The following is an 18,756-nucleotide window of genomic DNA, read 5'->3' on the forward strand; positions in this document are numbered from 1 at the left end:
CTTAGTAAGTAAATGGCGTTTCACTTATTTCAAGCGCAATCGCCAATTTTCCAGAGTAATCTAATCCAGCCATTAATAAACGGCCTAAATCATCTAATTCATAATGAGTAATACCTTGTGCATAAACCCAGCCATGAGGTAATTTTAATCCAACACGATGAGGTGTCTTGTCTACAACTTTAGCAAGTTCATAATTAATTTTTGCGTTGCGTATAAAGGCACCTGCATTAAAGAACTTTTCATCATAATGTGCTGCATAAGATCCGTTTGTCGTCTCAAGATGAATATAAACGTCTTTGTTGGCAAAAGAATTTAGTACTTCTTGCAACGTCTCTACTTGTACTTCTTGCATCTTAACACTCCTCTCGATCATTTCTCCTTTAAGTATAGTAAAAAAAATTAGCAAAGGGAAATTGATTGCTTCATACGTACAAATTAATGATTTGTGTAACTTACATCCCTCCCACATAATTTCATCTAGATTAATCTAATTCTAAATCAGGGCAAGATGAATCATTAACTATTAATCTATGACAAGTTTCCAAGCAATATTCTTGAAAAAATTATTGTAATGTATCAATATAAGGGGTGTGAAAAAATATGTACAAAATGTGTCGTTTTGTATACGGTTTCACACCTGAAAGATATTGCAACCATAGCTTCTTCCTAAATCGTGTGTAGACAGCACAAAATGCTAAAGGATGGCAAAACTAGGTAAAAACGAATTCTATCTTGGTACAATAGATGACGTTCCTTCAGCATCTCAGATTGTGCTGTAGAATAGGGAGAAGAATGAAGCTCATTATCATAGTATAATAAAAACCGCGTTTCTCTTTATGACGGAGATTCGCGGTTTTTTATTAAAATTACGGATAGGCTATGTATTGGTTAGAACCGATTAAGCTTTCTTTCGATCGTTTCTAAACGATTATTGACATTTTGCAACTGTTTAAACATTTGTCTCATATATAGATTTTGATCTTGATTTTCGGTCTTTTTTTCTTGTGCTAGTTCTTCTTCCTCCTGAAGTGCCATTATTGTGGCGAGGGTGGACAATGAGTAGCCGAGTGTTAAGACAATGGAAGCTAGTACTTCTACTTTTGAAGAGGTTATTTCTCCAGCTAATAAACCTGATTCTTCAGTTAAGTTCTCTGCCTTATGTTTTTTCATTTTTTTCCCTCCCATCTAAAGCTAATATATGGGGGATGAAGTCCTAACGTATCTTGTCCGATTTTTTATCTTTAGTCAGCAAAAACTCTAGAAAATAACGCATTATTTGTTTTGTAGTAGTGGTATTTAAATAATTACGTTTTTTTCTCATAGTGTTAGGTAATATTTTCAGCGAGTTACTGGATGTGAGTATGGCTGAGGTGACTTAGAAACCTCCCTTGTGTAAAAAGGGATGTCTCTATCTTTGAGACATCCCGTTCACATGGTTATATTTCAGTCACTGTTACTTGTGGAGCACCAAAGCGGGATTTTGCACCATGCATGACAGGACCAACGTAATCGTTAAGAGCCCAACCATGTGCAATGGCTGCGGATACAAACTCTTTTGCTTCAATAACAGAATCCATAACAGACCGTCCATTTGCCAGATTTGCAGTAACAGAAGCAGCAAAAGTACAGCCTGCCCCATGGTTATTTGTAGAAGCGACTTTTTCAGATTCTAATAAATAGAATGTTTGTCCATCGAAGAATAGATCTGTTGCTTTTTCAGTGGCTAATGCTTTCCCGCCTTTAATGACTACAGCTTTAGCTCCTAGTTCATGGATTTTTCGTGCGGCTGTTTTCATTTCATCAATCGTTTTTGGAGTACCTGTACCAGCCAATTGACCAGCTTCAAAAAGATTTGGAGTTGTGACTGCTGCTAATGGTAAAAGATGTTGTATCATTGCATCTGTATTGCCAGGATTTAGAACTTCATCGTCACCTTTACAAATCATAACGGGATCAATGACAACATTTGTAGTACCTGATGTTGCAATAGCTTCTCCAGCTAGACGAATAATTTCTTCCGTAGATAGCATGCCAGTTTTGATAGCATCAATTCCTGTTGAAAGAGCAGTATCGATTTGTTTTTGTAAAAGTTCAGTTGGTAATGGTGTAACATTGTGTGTCCAACCATTCGGGTCCATTGTTACAACAACTGTTAATGCCACCATACCGTACGTACCGTGCTCTTGAAATGTTTTAAGATCGGCTTGCATACCTGCGCCACCGGATGTATCTGAACCAGCAATTGTTAATGTTTTTTTTAGAGTCATGAAAAGATCTCCTTTATTGTTGAGAGTGTTAAAATTACCATTTAGTATAGTCTTATTCTGATTCTATAAAAATAGTCAGAATTAGATAATTTTAAATGGTCAGTTTGAACTGAGGCTTGAATTCAAGGTTGGTTTTTTGTACCGTTGTAAGAAAAGAAAGGGGCTTAAAGGACAATGAAACAAGTATTCCCGAATGATTGGCAAGAAATACTTGCAGACGAGTTAGAAAAACCATACTATCATGCGCTACGTCAATTTATTGCTAATGAATATTCAACGCAAACTATTTATCCGCCCATGCAGGATGTGATGAATGCATTTTATACAACAGCTTATCAAGATGTGAAGGTCATTATTTTAGGACAAGACCCATACCATGGTCCTAATCAAGCACATGGCTTAAGCTTTTCAGTCAAGCCAGGTATCCCGCATCCACCTAGCTTACGAAATATGTTACAAGAACTACAAGATGATCTAGGCTGTCCTATTCCTCAAGATGGGACCTTGACGAAGTGGGCAGAACAAGGTGTCATGCTTTTGAATACAGTGCTTACTGTACGAGCAGGACAGGCGAATTCCCATAAAGATCAAGGCTGGGAGCAGTTCACTGATGCGGTTATCGATAAACTAGCCGCAAGAGAGGAGCCACTTATTTTTGTACTATGGGGTAAACCAGCGCAGCGAAAAAAACAATTAATTTGTAAACATGCAACGCCCCATGTCATATTAGAAGCACCACATCCTAGCCCGTTAAGTGCTTATCGAGGATTTTTTGGTAGTAAACCTTATTCAAAGATTAACCAACAATTAGTGGAATGGGATAAACGACCAATAGATTGGTGTTTAGCATAGATTGGCACAAATCGTTTACTTTATACACTACATAAATCGTGATACAGTTAGAATAGAAGAAAGAGAGGGACAACGATGAAGGCGAATTGTTTTCAATGTCAATTTTTTAAAGTAACCTGGGACCCTCAAACTCCACGTGCCTGTGTCGCATATGGCTTTAAAACAAAGCAAATTCCATCCGTTGTCGTGAAACAATCCTCAGGTATGGAATGTTTAAAATTTGTACCAAAAGTAGAAAGTAGGAGAATGTAATGATTCCTTATCAAGCCGTTATACAACAACTTGAAAAACAATTATCTGGTGCAAAAAATGCAGGGAATGATCAGCAGATCCGCGAAGCTCTTACAGCCATTCGTGCATTATGTGATGTGGTGTTAGATTCTCCTGGTAATACGCCATCTATCACGCCACCTTCTAAGCATTTACCACAAATGCTTGGATCAGAGATGAAGCTACCAAGTTTATCTACATCCAAAGTTGAAGAAGATGGAGCAAATGGTGATTCAATTTTTGATTTTTAAACAATATTAAAGGTAGGGTAACGAGCAATGAAAAAATTTATCGTGACAGGGGCTCTTCACGGCCTATTAGCAGTAGCCTTTGGTGCCTTTGGTGCACATGCTTTAAAAGAAATTTTAGATGATTATAGTCGAGGTATTTGGGAGACGGCTGTTCAATATCAAATGTTCCATGCTACTGGTTTGTTGGTAATCGGATTATTAATGAGTTCCAAATTATTTGGTGAAGTGAAGCAATTAAATTTGGCAGGAATTTTCTTTAACCTTGGGATTGTCTTCTTTTCAGGTAGCTTATATGTACTAGCGATTAGTGGTATAAAAGTATTGGGCGCAATTACACCAATCGGTGGTGTTCTATTTTTAATTGGGTGGATACTTATTATTTTATCGGCTTTAAAACATGCTCGTTAATTTTAAATTATGACTCTCTTACATGATTTGTAGGAGAGTTTTTTCTTTATTTTGTAAGAATACGATTTAAATCCTATTCTTTTTGTAAGAATTTATAGTACACTACTACTATTACTTGCAATATTTCGAAAATACAAAAAGAGAGGTTGTGTAGGATGGAAAAGCTATTTACATTATTAGATGAAAATTATGAAGAAATGGTAGGGATTCGTCGTCATTTGCACGAGTATCCTGAACTATCCTTTGAAGAAGTGGAGACACCAGCCTATATAGCTGCCTATCATAAAAAATTGGGTCATGAGGTACGTGAAGGGGTAGGTGGAAGAGGTGTAGTAGCGCTGCTACGCGGTGCAAGGCCAGGAAAAACTGTGGCGTTACGCGCTGATTTTGATGCATTAGCGATCCAAGAAGAAAATGATATACCCTTTAAATCAAAGGTTGCTGGTAAAATGCATGCTTGTGGACATGATGGTCATACAGCAACATTACTAGGATTAGCTAAAGCACTCAATCATATGAAATCTGAAATTACAGGCAATATTATATTTATTCATCAGCACGCTGAAGAGGTGGCGCCAGGTGGGGCAAAGCCGATGATAGAGGATGGGTGCTTAGATGGTGTAGATGTTATTTTTGGTACTCATCTATGGGCTCCCACTCCAATAGGGGAAATTTTAGTGAAAGATGGCGCTATTATGGCAGCTGCGGACAAAGTAGAAATTGCCATTCAAGGGAAGGGTGGACATGGTGCCGAACCACATCACTCCATTGATGCGGTTACTCTTGCTTCACAGTTTGTAATCAGCGCACAACAACTTATCTCGCGACGTATTGATCCATTAAAGTCAGCTGTTTTAACAATTGGTCATTTCGAGGCGATTAATCCGTTTAATGTTATTGCTGATCGTGTTAAATTGGCAGGAACAATTCGCACCTTTGAGGAAGATGTGCGTACACAGATGGAGCAGGAACTAGAAGCAGTTCTAAACGCTACTTGTCTAGCCTTTGGTGCAAGTTATGAATATCGTTATACTAGGGGTTATCCACCTGTTTATAATCATCAGAAGGAAACTGAGTTTGTGGCACAGCTAGCGTCAACTGTCCCAGGCGTAGAGCAAGTGAAAACTTGTCCACCATTTATGGTTGGAGAGGATTTTGCTTATTATTTAGAAAAAGTACCTGGTACATTCTTCTTCACAGGTGCGAAAAGTCCAGAATGGGAAACGGCTTATCCACATCATCACGCACGCTTTGATTTTGACGAACGCGCAATGCTTATAGCTGCTAAAACTTTAGGTAAAGCTACATTGGAATATTTAAAAGATTAAAAAATAAAAATCCGCATACTCTCATCGACGGTTGTCAGTGAGAGTATTGCGGATTTTTAAGACACATGATTGCTCTTATGGATTTTGGTTAAAATAGGCCATTTCTTCATCATATTCAGCGAAATCAAAGTAAATCATTGGGAATAAGAAGCGGTGATTGGATTTAAGTTCACGAATGATAACATGATCTCGTCCAGCAGCTTCTACCACACCACGTACAGTTTTTGTGTTTTTTCCTTGTTCCACTGCATGCTCAAAAGAAAAATGGAAGGTAGCTGGTTTTCCGCGATTCAACCGTAAAATATTTTCTATATAGGACTCTTCACGGCCAGGCGGTCGTCCGGTCGGGATTGTGACTGGAGGAGGAGTCATTTGTTGTTGCGTTGTTGGTGTCCAATAATAAGGCATCATCAATAATCAACCTACTTTCTTTTTAAATTTGAGGACAATCTTCTTCAGTTGGCGAGAAGAAGCAATGAGATTTGTATCTGCCTGTATTCCATTGGCCATACCATTGTGCAGGACAATCACCCGCAGGCATGAAAAACCACAAGGAACGGTTAGCTGGATGGAATCTCTCACCTTGAATTACTCTTTTGGCTAACCGGATATCTTGATCACGTGCTCGTTGATAAAAATAACTTTTTTGAGTTGCTTCAAAGCCACCTGGACGTTGATAAACCATCTGTTCAATTGTTCGAATATTACCAAAATCTAAACAATCCCCCCTTACACGATTAACGCCAACATTCCCAACCATCAGCATGCCTAACTCACCTTCGCCTTCTGCCTCGGCACGCATAAGCCTTGCTAGCAGGGCTGTCTGGGCATCATTCGTCTTAATAACAGCGATTTTCATACCTCCTCGCTGTCAGTATATGCATGATGGTATTGTAGACATGTTCAATTTTCTGAAGAAAGAAATTCACACAACAAAGGTACTATGCATACAGTAGTAATAACGACAAGTCCGTAAAAAATAATCTGAAAGCCATTCATGTTAGATACTTTTTATGAAAAATTGGGTAAATAGAAAAAGATATAAATAGGGGAATAGGAAATCAGTAATTTGCATGTGTAGTCCATACATGTGAGGTGATTCTATTTATGGAAATTGGGGTATGGTTTGGTATATTACTAAGCGCGGTCCTAGCCTTTTTACTAGGAGCGTTTTATGGACAGCCGCTCCATTGGTATCTATTTATTTTAATTATTGTGACAGGTTTTTTTATACAAATGGTCATCTTAATTTTAAAAGTAAAGGATGAAAGCTCTTAAGAAAAAATAAATTCATGGATTAAGGAAGTGTCATCGCAGAGGGGTGACATTTTCTTATTTTTATAGCTAATTTAGCTTGGCCCGTATAGTAACGTTGTTCCGAGACATACTAATGTTGAATTTATTTTTGCATTCATGAAGGAGCGTTACAATGCGTATTTTTAGTATGTTTGTAGCAATAATTATTAGTGCCTTTATGGCAGTCGGGATAGCAGAATACTACCATCAACCCTATAATTGGTATTTGGTTTTTCTGATGATACTTACCGGATTTTTTATTCATACTATCATATTAATATTTGAATCCGAAAATGCGGAGGAAAATGAAATTTAAAATGCGAGTCCTCACTGGGGACTCGCATTTTAACATTTTTAATTGTAATTATTAAACCGTTAAGAATGTAACTAATTTATCGTTATCAAGTAGGTTTCCGACGAAGAATGCGCCAAACTCACCGTAGCGAGCAGAAACTTCATCAAAGCGCATTTCATACACTAATTTTTTAAATTGTAAAACGTCATCAGCAAATAATGTTACGCCCCATTCGTGATCATCAAAGCCAACAGAGCCTGTAATAATTTGCTTTACTTTACCTGCATAACCGCGACCAATCATGCCGTGAGAACGCATTAATGATTTGCGCTCATCCATTGATAGCATGTACCAGTTATCATTTCCTTGACGGCGTTTATCCATAGGATAGAAGCATACATATTTAGAGCGAGGAAGCTCAGGGTATAGACGTGCACGTACATGTGGATTTTGGTATGGGTCTTCATTTGATTCGCCAGCTAAATAGTTTGAAAGCTCAACAACAGATACATAAGAATATGTAGGAATTGTAAAATCAGCAATGGCTAATTTATTAAATTCTGCTTCAAGCTCTTGTAGCTCATCCATCGTTTCACGCAATGTCATAATCATAAAGTCAGCCTTTTGACCAACGATTGCATAGAAGGCATGAGCACCTGTTTTAGCAATATCTGCTTCATTTAATTTCTCTAAATAAGCAAGAAATTCTTCTACTGCTGCTTGACGTTCTTCAGCAGAAACGAGCTTCCATGAAGCCCAATCAATTGAGCGAAAATCATGTAAAGCGTACCATCCATCTAACGTAATTGCTGCTTCATTCATTATTGAAAACACTCCTTTATAAGTGAATACCATTCAAAATTAGTTTATCATAGTTTGTGCAAATTCCCTAAGTTCATGAATGTTTTTCACGAATTTGACACCAACTATAGATGATGTATGCTAAAGAGTAGAGATGGAATTAGAGGAGCACCAATATGAAAAGTATTTTACAGCAGCCAATTTGGCGTTATTATGATCAATCAATTAGTGCAAAGCAGCGATCTCCGTTAGAATCCTTTGCCACTGATGATACGCTGTGTCAACTAGTTGGACAATTAGTATCACCCCCAACTATTCGGACGTGGGTCCATGAGGCATCCGTTGTGCTTGGTATCCAAGATCATCGTTTACCATATGTACAGCAGGGAATGGATTTACTAGAATCAAGAGGTTATCAACCTATCGTTCGGAACTCTGGTGGATTAGCCGTTGTCCTTGATGAAGGAATTTTAAACATTTCTATTGTATTATCTGAACAAATGGATTCATTAAGTATAAATGATGGCTATGATGTGATGGTTGACCTCGTTAAAGGTTTGTTTCCAGAGGTGGCAGAGAAGATTGAAGCCTATGAAATTGTAGGCTCATATTGCCCAGGTTCGTATGATCTAAGTATTGAAGGGAAAAAGTTTGCGGGAATTTCACAAAGACGTTTACGCCAAGGTGTAGCTGTGCAAATCTATTTATGTATAGAAGGTAGCGGCTCACAGCGTGCTGCACTCATTCGTGATTTTTATGAGGAAAGCTTACAACAGGAAGAGACGAAATTTAATTATCCACAAATAGTTCCCGAAGTCATGGCATCATTATCGGAGCTTGTCGATCTACACTTAACTGTAGAGGGAGTCGTTATTCGTCTACAGCAATTACTTCATCGCTTAGCTGGTGAAGTACATCCAGAATCTTTTCATGACGAAGAATTAACGTTATATGGTTTCTATTTAAAGCGTGTTTTTGAGCGAAATGCTAAAATGCTAGAACGACATGAATAGACTGATATTAACAAACATAAAAAAGGCGATGCTGCTAATTAAGCGCATCGCCATTTTCAGGCTGGAAATTAGAACTACTTACTACTAGATTTCCGTTTTTCTCCATTTTAAAAACAGGTGCAACACGTTCTTCCTCTTCATCTAACGTAACAAGTCGTCTAGCACGATTCATAATTTGAACGAATTGTTCATAATCTTTGCGAATTGCTCGATTTTCTTCTTCTAGCTTTGTAATAGTTTTCTCTAGTTTTTTATTTTTCTCAGATGTTACATGGACAAGCTGTCTCCATTTTGAAGATTCATTGCCTACTTCACCAGAATGCTGTAAACGCAGTAAATAAGCTATAACAATATCAAGAGAAAGAGCAGATAGCGGAATTGATTTTCCTTCTGCAGCACTACTATTCACTGTAAACATACTAGAAGTGCGACGTCTTGCAGGAGCTCCTAACACTCGCATTCTTTCTTTTCTTTCTTTTTTAGCTTCAGCTAATTGTTCTTCATATTCTTTACGAACAACAGCATTCCAACGGAAACCACAGGCTGCAGCAGTACGATTTAACGCATCACCAGCTTCTTCAAAGGCATTTAGCTGTGTACTCCCCTCCGTTACGTGACGAATTACCGCCTCTGCTAACAATTCATCATTTTCTTCTAGCCAAGCATCTTGTCTTATTTTACTCATATTAAAAACCTCCACCTTTTTTGGTACTTGTTATTTAAGACTAGCATGACCAATCTTTTAACCTTTTATTCATCTATGTAAAAGGAATTATGCTTGAATAGAAGGGGAAAAGTACGATACAATACCCGTTGTAGGTTTGTACGTATGCTGCATACTTAAATATGTGAAGGTCATGCGTTCCATAGAGCGAGCGATTTTTTGTTTGAAAAATACTATATAGAAAGGGTTGTTGACAAAATGGCAAACGAATTTAAAGTTTGCGATGAATGTCAGGCCGTTAACTTAAAAACGTTAATTCCAAAATTAAAGGAAATCGATCCTGATGCAACCATCGAAATTGGCTGTCATTCTTATTGTGGTCCAGGACGCAAAAAAACATTTACCTTTGTAAATAGCCGCCCTGTTGCTGCATTAACCGAAGAAGAACTAATGGAAAAGGTTTTAACAAAATTAAAGAATAAGTAAACAAAAAGCTGTCTCTACTTGTTGGAGAAAGCTTTTTGTTCATTTATAGCAATAGAAATAAAAAGGTTGTAAGTATCTATAGAAAAATGTGAATAAGTATGCTAGTCCTAGATTTATCGCATATAATAGAACTATAACAAAATGGGGGTGCTATACAAATGACATATGCAAACGCTAAATTACAAGAAGAAAAGGTATTTAAAGACCCTGTTCACCGTTATGTGCATGTAAGGGATCAGGTGATATGGGATTTAGTAGGTACAAGAGAATTTCAGCGTTTACGTAGAATTCGTCAGCTTGGTACCACATTTTTAGTCTTTCATGGGGCAGAACACAGCCGCTTTAGTCATTCACTTGGTGTATATGAAATTGTACGTCGTATAGTGGATGATATCTTTGTTGGCCGTGCTGATTGGGATGAAGGTGAACGACTTTTAGTGCTATGTGCGGCGCTCTTACACGATTTAGGACATGGGCCATTCTCACATGCCTTTGAAAATGTCTTTGAACTGGATCATGAATATTATACAAGACAAATTTTATTGGGTGATACAGAAGTAAATGCTGTGCTGAAAAAAGTGGCAGCTGATTTTCCTGAAAAGGTATCTCAAGTAATAGGAAAGACATATCCAAACAAACAAGTTATTAGCTTAATTTCAAGCCAAATTGATGCGGATCGTATGGATTACCTACAACGTGATGCTTATTTTACTGGAGTTAGTTATGGTCACTTTGATATGGAACGGATTTTAAGAGTGATGCGTCCTCGCAAAAACCAAGTGGTCATAAAAGCAACAGGTATGCATGCAGTAGAGGATTATATTATGAGCCGCTATCAAATGTACTTGCAAATTTACTTCCATCCTGTGTCACGTAGTGCAGAGGTTATTTTAAATAAAATTTTAAAACGAGTAAAACAATTAAGTTTGGAAGGTTATACATTTAAGCATGAACCTACTCACTTCCTAGCATTTTTCCGTAATGCAATTACGCTCGAAGATTACCTTGCCTTAGATGAGAGTATTCTTTTTACATATTTTCAACTATGGATGCAAGAGGAAGATACGATTCTAAGTGATTTAAGTCGCCGCTTTGTTAATCGCAAGCTATTCCAATACATTGATTTAGATCCTGGTGTCGAGCTTGATAAATATCAAAAACTACAGGAACTTTTCAAAGAGGCAAACTTGAACCCAGACTACTATCTTGTTCATGATACAACGGCTGATTTGCCCTATGATTTTTACAGACCTGGTGAAGAGGAAGTACGCGTGCCGATTTTCTTAGAAATGAAAAATGGTGAGCTACGTGAGCTTTCACGTGAATCAATTATTGTTGATTCTATTTCAGGACGGATGAAGAGGGACCATAAAATATATTTTCCTTTAGATTTTTTAGAAGATGATTCTACGCACGCGACCGTTAAACGGAGAATATTAACCTTGTTAGGAAAAGACGGAAAATAAAATATGAAATAGAAAGCAGTAAACACGTTCAAAGGAGCGATGTTTACTGCTTTTTTTGTATGTTTAGATGATTGTTTAGAATTTGTTCAGCGCTTGTAGTTATAATGTATCAAAAATGATAAAAGGTGGTGATGTTTATTTTTATATGCGTCACAAAAGTAATGCTTCTAAAATAAAATGAAGGGGAGTTTATAATTTGTTAATTCTTATGTCCTATGTTAGGATACAATTTGGCTTTTATTCACAAGAATGACAAGTTAATTTCAGGGAGGAGAGAAACCATTGTTTGTGGCAGGCTTTATCTGAAAATGAAAGGAAGCTATCGTCGCAGCAAACAATCAAGCTCTCTATCTATTAAGAAAAGAGGAGTGTCATGAGAAAAAAAATGAACATTGCTATGCTGACCATGTTGTTAGTGTTCCAAACACTACTCAGCCCACTGTCAGTATTTGCTTCTGAAGACATTTCGACACCACCAGTCGTGAATGACAATGGTTCGGTTGATGAAATGGAAAAAAATCCATCTACACCTGTGAGCAATGACACAGAGTTGTCAGAAGATAACATAGGTGAGGAAGAGCTTTCTACAACACCGCAAGAAAATGAAAATACGGAGCAAGCACCTGAGGGCCAAGCTCCTGAAGAAGAAAAAGTGGATGATGAACCCGCTAAAACATTGCCAGTGAATCATACACCATTGGCTGCTCAAGAAATTCCAGCTTCACTATTATCATTTGTAATGAAAATTGGTGAAAAAACAGTTGGAGCAGGTGAATTTGGTCCAGAATTAGATCCTAATACAACTGCTAACTTCACGGTTAAATTTTCCGTGCCAATGCAAGATAGTCAAGCAGAAGCTTGGGGAGACGGGAGTTGGTTTGAATTCCAATTGCCGCAGTCGTTAATTGATTTTGATGGGGCATTCACCGGTAGCAAGACAGTAAACGGTATCACATATAATTATGTAACTACGGATAATAAAGTTCGTGTAGAGTTAAGTGGAATGGAGCCCGGCTCAGGAAGCTCTCAACCAGAGGAATTAACCATCATATTTAATGCTGGTTTTAATAACCTTTCAGACGACATTGAGCAAGATCTGGAAATTCCGGCAGCCACAGGTGGTAGTGAGATCATTAAAGTTAAATTTACTTTCTTACCTTCAACGAGCAACAAAAAGGTAAGTAAGGAGAAAATAGGGACTCCTACACCAACAATAAGTGGTAATCATGAGATGGAATGGCAGGTATGGATTAATGAAGCTGGTAAATTATTAAGTAATCCAACTTTAACAGACGAGCCAACATCACATGAAATTATGGCTAATTCCGTGAATGTTTATCAATATGAGGTTGGTCTTAATGGAGTGAGAACAAGTACAGAAAAAAATGTTCTGACAAATGGTAGTTGGAGCGATATTGAAAGTACGCTGACTGGTAAGTATGCATATAAAATTACGTATAAAACGTCTGTAACATTAGAGGCGGATAAACGTGATGGTGCAGTTAATTTTAATAACAGGGTACAATTTACTAACAATGGACAAATAGAATCTTCTAATATGGCAACACACACCATTACGTATGGTAAAGCGCTAGATAAAAAGTTAGATAAAAATACAAACTATGAAACAAAGTGGCATATTGATTACAATCATAATTTGTTAAGTATCGATCAATCTGATGCATATGTTATAGATACAATTAAAGGTCCTCACGAAATCGATGCATCAAGCATTAAGGTTTATAAAATGAACGATGCAGCTGGCCATGTGGCGACAACAGTTTCGGAAGCTAATAGAGTAACAAATGGATTTACTATTACTCCTGCAGCTGGAAATGTTAAAAGCTTCACATTAACCTTTGATAACGATATTTCAGATGCCTATACAATTGTGTATGATGCGAACTATACTAAACAGGATTTTTATGAAAATGAAGCAGGGCTGTTTAATAATAGTGTGACAAGCGGTTCAGGTAAAGAGAAGAATATAAACTATGTACTTACTGAAAACCTATTAAAAAAATCATATACCGTTGATTTTGATAAAAAAGTAATTACATGGACGGTCAACATTGTATCTGATAATCCAACTAAATCAATTAACAACCTAACACTAACAGATACATTTACAGCTGGTGCTGCAGATGGGGTGCATGAGTTAATAGACAACACTGTAAAGCTTAATGGTATAGCAACTACTTATACTCTAATTGGTGGAGATAAGAAAAAAGGCTTTACAATTTCAGGTATTAACGTACCAGCAGGTAGTACATCAACTATCACTTATCAAACGAGCTTCGCAATTGGTGATGAGGGTACTGTACAAAAGCAAGGGTACGGAAATACAGCCGCTACAGAGTGGACAAGTGGCGGTAAAGTATATGAAAAATCAGCTTCTGCGAGCTATATTCCACAATCAACTACTGTTAATAATGGCAGTAAATCGGGATCGTTTGACTACTCCACACAGCAATTTACATGGGATGTAAAAGTGAATATCAATAAAAAGGATATTAATGGAGCTATTTTAATTGATACAGTTGGTGAGGGACATAAGTATTTACCGGGAACAATTGAAGTATTACCTTTAACTAATTTAGGTGGTAGTGATACAGGCGGAACTATTGGTACTACACCGATTGACCCGAACAATTACACAATTTCAGCTGAAACAGATAAAGGCTTTACATTAACATTCAGTGATTCCTTATCAGGAGACATAAACTACCAAGCATATGTGGTTCGTTATAACACAATGGATGACGATCACATTTTAGGTATTGGTTCTGATACGGCTACTGAAAGAGGGAATGTATATACGAATGATGCCACATTCAAAACAAAGGGTACGCAAGAATTTACGCTGGAATCAACGCCAGTAAAAATTGATGAGAATGTAGCGAACAATTTAGTGACAAAAAATAAACCACAACAAAACGCAAGTAAAGAAACAATCACTTGGACATTAGATGTGAATAAATCTCATTCTGATTTAGGTCAAAATGTCATCTTAACAGATTTACCAGGTAATAATTTAATGTTATTGGAAAGTAGTATTCTATTAGCACCATATACAGTATCTAAAACTGGTATTCAAAATGCATCTACCTGGCAAACACCTTTACAATTAGGGGTAACTGTCAAGTTTGATACTCAAGGAGGCTTTAGCCTCGAATTCCCTGATTTAAATCGAAAAGGGTATCAAGTACAGTATAAAACAATAGGCTTTGGTCAAATGGGTGATGCATTAGAAAATACAGCAACATTGCATTATACGGGGCAAACAAAGGCTAATCAAAAAACTGAGAGTGACTTTAAGGGTAAATTTAGCTTTAGTAGCTCTGAATCAGATTTTTCGTCAACACGAGGCAGTGCGAAATTCAAAAAGATTGGTATCGACTCAGCTACAGGTCAATTTAAAGAAAATTTAGCGGATGTTGAATTCCAACTAATTAAAAAAACCGCAAAACCAAATGAATATATCATACAAACAGCTACTACAGATGCAAATGGGGAATTCACATTTGAAAATGTGCCGTACAATGACTATCTCATCCGTGAAGTAGCAGCACCAACTGGTTATACTAAAATGTCTGATTTTAAATTTAAGTTAGATGAAAACACGACACTAAATAAGCAGCCAGACTTAATAACACAACTTGTCAATACGACACCAATAGTGGGTGGTAGTTGTACACAATTCGAAATAGCAATTAAGGATATGGATGGTCATTCAATTACTACAGGGACAGTTACATTAAAGGATCCCAATGGTACAGAAACAGCACCATACAACGTAACAAATGGCAAAGTGACATTACCTAATCATTTTACTGCTGGTGAGTATACTATATCTCATTCAGTTGAAGGTGAATTAGGAAAGGTAACAGTGAAATATGATGGTGGATGTAAAGCTGTAGTTCAACCAGTGCCGAAATGTGAAAACTACACAATTGTTGTGAGAGATGGTCAAGGTAATATTCGTACAAATATTTTAGAATTAACATTAAAGCAAGGTACTACAGTAGTGACAAAGGTATCTCCTGACGCAGGAGGTAGGTTTATTGTTCATTCAAATGATCCTACTAATAGTGTAAAACCAGGTGAATACACAATATATGAGGGTAACCAATTTTTAGGTACAGTTACACTGACATACAAGAAAAGCTGTGGTTATGAATTTACAATTATACAAGCACCAAAATGTGAAACATTCGATTTAACGGTCAAAGATGTTGATGGAGAATTAATAGAAGATAAAACGAAAGTAACTATTAAAGATATAGATGGCAAAACGGTAGCTACTGAAGAAACAAAAGATGGGAAAGTTGAGATAAAAGATTTAGAGCCAGGTGTTTATAGTGTATTTGATAAGGATGGAAATAAAATTGGGGAATTCTCCAGCAATATTGATTGCCATGCTGAAGTTCAGCAAAAACCAGCCTGCGAGCGCTTTACAGTAGAGTTAAAGGATAAAAATAATGTCCTAATTAAGGCTGGAAAAGACGTTGTTATTAAAGATAAACAAGGTAACGTTATTTCAACAGTGATTGAAGCTGATGGTAGCATGACATTTGTTTCTAAAGATGTACCGGCAGGTAAGTATAATGTTTATGACAACAAAGTGTATTTAGGTGAAATTGTAGTTTCTTATAAACAAATTTGTAAAGTAGAACTGCCTATTGCTCCAGCTTGTCCAATTTTCACATTAACCATTAACAATATGTATGGTCAGCCTCGTGAAGGTGTTAAAGTAACATTTACAGATGAAAATGGTGAAGTGGTAGAAGAAAGTGGTACTAAAGAATTTATAACAAATAATATAGGTCAAATTACAATAAGTAATTCATTCATAAAGCCTGGTAAATATATTGTGAAAGAGAATGGAAGTACAATCATTGGGACAGTCGAGGTAGGTAATACTTGTGAGGCTAAAATTCAGCCTACACCACCTGTAACAAATCCTACAACTGATCCGGATCATCCAACATCAGAGCCAGGGCAACCGGTTGACCCAAACAAGCCAAATCCAGAGAAGCCGGTTGAGCCAAATAAGCCAAATCCAGATCCAGAGAAGCCGGTTAATCCAAACAAACCAAACCCGGATCCGGGGAAACCAATCGGTCCAAATAAACCAAATCCAGATTTAGAGAAGCCGGTTGAGCCAAGCAATCCCAAACCAGATACAAACAAACCTACAGCTCCTGGTAATGGTGGCACTTCAGCACAAAATGTTATTGATCAAGGGAAACAATTACCACCGTATAATCCATCAAACGTAACTAAAAATACGTTAGATGCTTATAAAGATTTCCTGAATAAATATAGTAAGCTATCAAAAGATGAGCAAACTGAGGTAGCTCAAGCTATTGATATCAATAAAATTAAAGCGGATGCAGAGCGCTTAGAAGCACAGTTGAGAGCACAAGGTAAATTACCGCAAACAGATGGAGCCAATCAAACAGCTCTTGTATTTGTTGGTTTACTGCTTGTAGCTGGGTCAATATGGTTCTTGCGTCGCCGTACAACAGAGATATAATCAAAAAAGCGCCATCTTATAGTGATGGCGCTTTTTGTATGATTTAAAAGGTTCCTTTGGCATTTTCTAAAGAATAGCTTTGCACAAAATCTGCCTGTAAGGCCAGTCGTTTGGAGCCTTTTTCTGCACAAGTAATCAAGGTTAACGTCGTCTGGTTGGGGATATCGTCCAAGATGAAAACATCGGTTGCTGCAATAATTTTTTTAGTCGTTAATTTATACTCGTAGACATTACTCATGTCTGTAACATAAATGATATCGCCAATTTGCGCTTGATAGAGGGGACTGAATAAAATATCTTTCTCTTCAAAATAATGACCTGCCAAAGCATAGTTCCCTTGACCGAGTTGTTGATTAGGCTTCATTGTACCTGCTCCAATAGCAAGAACAGCATTGCCTACCCCCTTCAAAATGGGAAGTTGCATATGGACACTAGGTACGGCGATACTGCCAATAACGGGCATTTTACTAGCCTTTATTTGGGCTTGGAGAACCTCGGCGATGGACAGTGATTGCACAGCTTCGAACTCAAAATCTGCATCAAGCTGGTTGTTCTTTTTGATATCGTCTGTGCTGTATTCAACTGCATTTAATTTGTCACTCATCCGTGCGATCATCTTATTTTGAATAGGTGTGATAAATATTAGTAACAGGCCGATGATAAGCACGCATAGGAGTAAGGTCAGTTTAAGTTTATTCATTTTCATTAATCACATCACATCCTAGCCATAATTATGTAATACTGAAAAGTTTAAAAATGGGTAGAGCATTAGATGGCTCTACCCAAGTTCAATTTATTTATCACTTAAACGAACGCCTGCAACGCCGTAATGGTTTTTAGACATTTCTTCAATAAAAACTGTTACATTTTCTGCAGGTGCATTCACTGTGCGAGAAACGGCTTCTGTAACTTCTTTTACAAGGGCACGTTTTTGTTCCTCTGTACGACCTTCAAGCATTTTAACTGTTACGTATGGCATAATATTGCCTCCTTTATAGAATAATGTTGTATAGTTAGTTTATAAGAAAGTAGTATAAACTTCTTACTTGCATTGAGGCATACGTGCCAGGTTAATTGTGGCTATATGCTTCCTTATATAATAGCAGAATGGAGGGTATTTAAGTATGGCAAACGAAGAAAAACCAAAACAAAAAATGGGCTTTACTATTATAAAAAATGATCCAACCGATGGACATAAGGGGTTTGGGATTGGCTCGCTTTCATTAGAAAATGTATCGCCAGTCATTATAGATATCGAAGAGGGTACAGCATCTGTTGAGATTGGTGCTATGCATGCGCGTAGCGATGTGGAACGCGGAATTAAATTTACAACGGATCGTGCTGATTCAGAGGGTGGAAAGCCATATTGGCTAGTATGGGTGACAATCGATCATAAAGAGGATGGACCTTACTATGCTGGTATAACAGCTTGTGAAATGGTAGTGAACCGTGAAAAACGCCGTGGCTATAAAATTTTGGCTGATCATGTGAATAAAATGGATAAATCCATGAAGCGTCATATTATCGTAGAGCATATGGATATACCGTCTAAAAAAGTGTTAGCTACTTTCCTAGAACAACTTAATCCAGACCTGTGGGAGCGAAGTAGCGAGCAATTGCGTCAAGACTTATTTGTCGAATAGACCTTTAATGATTGAACAAACTGTGACATTTTGCAATCGTTTTCGATATTAGGTTGAAAGTGAGTTTGAAACAAAGTAAACTTGAGGCAGAGCTTACATTTTAGTAAGCTAGGACACTTGGTTTCGCGAAAGTGATGAGCGCTATGCGGCATTTGAACAACCCAAACCCAAGCCAAA

General features: G+C 37.3%; 20 protein-coding genes. 11 read left to right on the plus strand and 9 right to left on the minus strand.

Annotated features, from left to right (window positions below; genetic code table 11):
- Position 1: 1 nt before the first annotated feature.
- The 3 genes from ACE1MS_RS02205 to thiD form a co-directional block, all read right to left on the minus strand.
- Positions 2 to 352 (minus strand): YojF family protein, encoded by a 351-nt coding sequence (locus tag ACE1MS_RS02205; protein WP_336636588.1) that lies wholly within the window; start codon positions 350 to 352, stop codon positions 2 to 4.
- A gap of 536 nt (positions 353 to 888) precedes the next feature.
- On the minus strand, positions 889 to 1,170 hold the full coding sequence (locus tag ACE1MS_RS02210; protein ID WP_031418447.1) for a hypothetical protein: 282 nt from the start codon (positions 1,168 to 1,170) through the stop codon (positions 889 to 891).
- A gap of 266 nt (positions 1,171 to 1,436) precedes the next feature.
- The gene (gene thiD / locus ACE1MS_RS02215; protein ID WP_012292694.1) at positions 1,437 to 2,267 is read right to left on the minus strand and encodes a bifunctional hydroxymethylpyrimidine kinase/phosphomethylpyrimidine kinase; all 831 of its coding nucleotides are present in this window, start codon (positions 2,265 to 2,267) and stop codon (positions 1,437 to 1,439) included.
- 174 nt (positions 2,268 to 2,441) lie between these two features.
- On the opposite strand from thiD, the gene ACE1MS_RS02220 reads away from it, so the two are divergent.
- From ACE1MS_RS02220 to ACE1MS_RS02240, 5 genes are all read left to right on the plus strand, one after another.
- Positions 2,442 to 3,119 carry a uracil-DNA glycosylase gene (locus ACE1MS_RS02220; protein ID WP_031418449.1) on the plus strand — a complete coding sequence of 226 codons (678 nt, stop codon included), beginning with the start codon at positions 2,442 to 2,444 and terminating at the stop codon, positions 3,117 to 3,119.
- 75 nt (positions 3,120 to 3,194) lie between these two features.
- A complete protein-coding gene (locus tag ACE1MS_RS02225; protein ID WP_447402671.1) occupies positions 3,195 to 3,371 on the plus strand; it encodes a uracil-DNA glycosylase in 177 nt (58 codons plus the stop codon).
- Complete coding sequence (locus ACE1MS_RS02230) at positions 3,371 to 3,640, plus strand: YwdI family protein (RefSeq protein ID WP_012292697.1); 270 nt, start codon at positions 3,371 to 3,373, stop codon at positions 3,638 to 3,640. The genes ACE1MS_RS02225 and ACE1MS_RS02230 overlap by 1 nt, the downstream gene beginning before the upstream one ends.
- 27 nt (positions 3,641 to 3,667) lie before the next feature.
- A complete protein-coding gene (locus ACE1MS_RS02235; RefSeq protein WP_012292698.1) occupies positions 3,668 to 4,048 on the plus strand; it encodes a DUF423 domain-containing protein in 381 nt (126 codons plus the stop codon).
- Positions 4,049 to 4,203: 155 nt separating this feature from the next.
- Entirely contained in the window at positions 4,204 to 5,376 is a 1,173-nt protein-coding gene (locus tag ACE1MS_RS02240) for a M20 family metallopeptidase (RefSeq protein WP_031418450.1), read from the plus strand.
- Positions 5,377 to 5,451: 75 nt separating this feature from the next.
- Here the strand turns inward: ACE1MS_RS02240 and gerQ are convergent, their stop codons facing one another.
- Both gerQ and ACE1MS_RS02250 read right to left on the minus strand, forming a co-directional pair.
- Entirely contained in the window at positions 5,452 to 5,787 is a 336-nt protein-coding gene (gerQ, locus tag ACE1MS_RS02245) for a spore coat protein GerQ (RefSeq protein ID WP_008176019.1), read from the minus strand.
- 22 nt (positions 5,788 to 5,809) lie between these two features.
- Positions 5,810 to 6,235 (minus strand): cell wall hydrolase, encoded by a 426-nt coding sequence (locus ACE1MS_RS02250; RefSeq protein ID WP_012292700.1) that lies wholly within the window; start codon positions 6,233 to 6,235, stop codon positions 5,810 to 5,812.
- 248 nt (positions 6,236 to 6,483) lie between these two features.
- Between ACE1MS_RS02250 and ACE1MS_RS02255 the strand changes: the two genes are divergently transcribed.
- Complete coding sequence (locus ACE1MS_RS02255; RefSeq protein WP_012292701.1) at positions 6,484 to 6,654, plus strand: hypothetical protein; 171 nt, start codon at positions 6,484 to 6,486, stop codon at positions 6,652 to 6,654.
- A 385-nt stretch (positions 6,655 to 7,039) separates the two neighbouring features.
- On the opposite strand, the gene hemQ is transcribed toward ACE1MS_RS02255, so the two are convergent.
- Positions 7,040 to 7,789, minus strand: coding sequence for a hydrogen peroxide-dependent heme synthase (hemQ, locus tag ACE1MS_RS02260; RefSeq protein WP_031418454.1), 750 nt, complete (start codon positions 7,787 to 7,789; stop codon positions 7,040 to 7,042).
- Between the two features lie 155 nt (positions 7,790 to 7,944).
- Here hemQ and ACE1MS_RS02265 point away from each other — a divergent pair, with 155 nt between their 5' ends.
- Complete coding sequence (locus ACE1MS_RS02265; RefSeq protein WP_012292704.1) at positions 7,945 to 8,781, plus strand: lipoate--protein ligase family protein; 837 nt, start codon at positions 7,945 to 7,947, stop codon at positions 8,779 to 8,781.
- A 34-nt stretch (positions 8,782 to 8,815) separates the two neighbouring features.
- Here ACE1MS_RS02265 and ACE1MS_RS02270 read toward each other — a convergent pair whose 3' ends face one another.
- Positions 8,816 to 9,466: an RsfA family transcriptional regulator gene (locus ACE1MS_RS02270; RefSeq protein WP_025115432.1), complete on the minus strand. Its 651-nt coding sequence runs from the start codon at positions 9,464 to 9,466 to the stop codon at positions 8,816 to 8,818.
- Between the two features lie 237 nt (positions 9,467 to 9,703).
- On the opposite strand from ACE1MS_RS02270, the gene ACE1MS_RS02275 reads away from it, so the two are divergent.
- The 3 genes from ACE1MS_RS02275 to ACE1MS_RS02285 all read left to right on the plus strand — a co-directional run bounded on the left by ACE1MS_RS02275 (position 9,704) and on the right by ACE1MS_RS02285 (position 16,936).
- Entirely contained in the window at positions 9,704 to 9,931 is a 228-nt protein-coding gene (locus tag ACE1MS_RS02275; RefSeq protein ID WP_008179127.1) for a DUF1450 domain-containing protein, read from the plus strand.
- 158 nt (positions 9,932 to 10,089) lie between these two features.
- On the plus strand, positions 10,090 to 11,397 hold the full coding sequence (locus tag ACE1MS_RS02280) for an HD domain-containing protein (protein ID WP_012292706.1): 1,308 nt from the start codon (positions 10,090 to 10,092) through the stop codon (positions 11,395 to 11,397).
- Positions 11,398 to 11,770: 373 nt separating this feature from the next.
- Positions 11,771 to 16,936 (plus strand): collagen binding domain-containing protein, encoded by a 5,166-nt coding sequence (locus tag ACE1MS_RS02285; protein WP_447402672.1) that lies wholly within the window; start codon positions 11,771 to 11,773, stop codon positions 16,934 to 16,936.
- Between the two features lie 43 nt (positions 16,937 to 16,979).
- Here ACE1MS_RS02285 and ACE1MS_RS02290 read toward each other — a convergent pair whose 3' ends face one another.
- Together ACE1MS_RS02290 and ACE1MS_RS02295 are read right to left on the minus strand one after the other, a co-directional pair.
- Positions 16,980 to 17,642, minus strand: a complete 663-nt coding sequence (locus ACE1MS_RS02290; protein WP_171821083.1) for a class A sortase — start codon at positions 17,640 to 17,642, stop codon at positions 16,980 to 16,982.
- Positions 17,643 to 17,729: 87 nt separating this feature from the next.
- Positions 17,730 to 17,915 carry a 2-hydroxymuconate tautomerase gene (locus ACE1MS_RS02295; protein WP_012292709.1) on the minus strand — a complete coding sequence of 62 codons (186 nt, stop codon included), beginning with the start codon at positions 17,913 to 17,915 and terminating at the stop codon, positions 17,730 to 17,732.
- 145 nt (positions 17,916 to 18,060) lie between these two features.
- Here ACE1MS_RS02295 and ACE1MS_RS02300 point away from each other — a divergent pair, with 145 nt between their 5' ends.
- Entirely contained in the window at positions 18,061 to 18,579 is a 519-nt protein-coding gene (locus ACE1MS_RS02300; RefSeq protein WP_012292710.1) for a YwhD family protein, read from the plus strand.
- Positions 18,580 to 18,756 lie beyond the last annotated feature (177 nt).

It is taken from the genome of Lysinibacillus sp. fkY74-1, assembly GCF_053165895.1.

Excerpts from the sequence above, each read along its gene's own strand:
- ACE1MS_RS02205 (WP_336636588.1), bottom strand. The coding sequence starts at position 352 with ATGCAAGAAGTACAAGTAGAGACGTTGCAAGAAGTACTAAATTCTTTT.
- ACE1MS_RS02210 (WP_031418447.1), bottom strand. The coding sequence starts at position 1,170 with ATGAAAAAACATAAGGCAGAGAACTTAACTGAAGAATCAGGTTTATTA.
- thiD (WP_012292694.1), bottom strand. The coding sequence starts at position 2,267 with ATGACTCTAAAAAAAACATTAACAATTGCTGGTTCAGATACATCCGGT.
- ACE1MS_RS02220 (WP_031418449.1), top strand. The coding sequence starts at position 2,442 with ATGAAACAAGTATTCCCGAATGATTGGCAAGAAATACTTGCAGACGAG.
- ACE1MS_RS02225 (WP_447402671.1), top strand. The coding sequence starts at position 3,195 with ATGAAGGCGAATTGTTTTCAATGTCAATTTTTTAAAGTAACCTGGGAC.
- ACE1MS_RS02230 (WP_012292697.1), top strand. The coding sequence starts at position 3,371 with ATGATTCCTTATCAAGCCGTTATACAACAACTTGAAAAACAATTATCT.
- ACE1MS_RS02235 (WP_012292698.1), top strand. The coding sequence starts at position 3,668 with ATGAAAAAATTTATCGTGACAGGGGCTCTTCACGGCCTATTAGCAGTA.
- ACE1MS_RS02240 (WP_031418450.1), top strand. The coding sequence starts at position 4,204 with ATGGAAAAGCTATTTACATTATTAGATGAAAATTATGAAGAAATGGTA.
- gerQ (WP_008176019.1), bottom strand. The coding sequence starts at position 5,787 with ATGATGCCTTATTATTGGACACCAACAACGCAACAACAAATGACTCCT.
- ACE1MS_RS02250 (WP_012292700.1), bottom strand. The coding sequence starts at position 6,235 with ATGAAAATCGCTGTTATTAAGACGAATGATGCCCAGACAGCCCTGCTA.
- ACE1MS_RS02255 (WP_012292701.1), top strand. The coding sequence starts at position 6,484 with ATGGAAATTGGGGTATGGTTTGGTATATTACTAAGCGCGGTCCTAGCC.
- hemQ (WP_031418454.1), bottom strand. The coding sequence starts at position 7,789 with ATGAATGAAGCAGCAATTACGTTAGATGGATGGTACGCTTTACATGAT.
- ACE1MS_RS02265 (WP_012292704.1), top strand. The coding sequence starts at position 7,945 with ATGAAAAGTATTTTACAGCAGCCAATTTGGCGTTATTATGATCAATCA.
- ACE1MS_RS02270 (WP_025115432.1), bottom strand. The coding sequence starts at position 9,466 with ATGAGTAAAATAAGACAAGATGCTTGGCTAGAAGAAAATGATGAATTG.
- ACE1MS_RS02275 (WP_008179127.1), top strand. The coding sequence starts at position 9,704 with ATGGCAAACGAATTTAAAGTTTGCGATGAATGTCAGGCCGTTAACTTA.
- ACE1MS_RS02280 (WP_012292706.1), top strand. The coding sequence starts at position 10,090 with ATGACATATGCAAACGCTAAATTACAAGAAGAAAAGGTATTTAAAGAC.
- ACE1MS_RS02285 (WP_447402672.1), top strand. The coding sequence starts at position 11,771 with ATGAGAAAAAAAATGAACATTGCTATGCTGACCATGTTGTTAGTGTTC.
- ACE1MS_RS02290 (WP_171821083.1), bottom strand. The coding sequence starts at position 17,642 with ATGAAAATGAATAAACTTAAACTGACCTTACTCCTATGCGTGCTTATC.
- ACE1MS_RS02295 (WP_012292709.1), bottom strand. The coding sequence starts at position 17,915 with ATGCCATACGTAACAGTTAAAATGCTTGAAGGTCGTACAGAGGAACAA.
- ACE1MS_RS02300 (WP_012292710.1), top strand. The coding sequence starts at position 18,061 with ATGGCAAACGAAGAAAAACCAAAACAAAAAATGGGCTTTACTATTATA.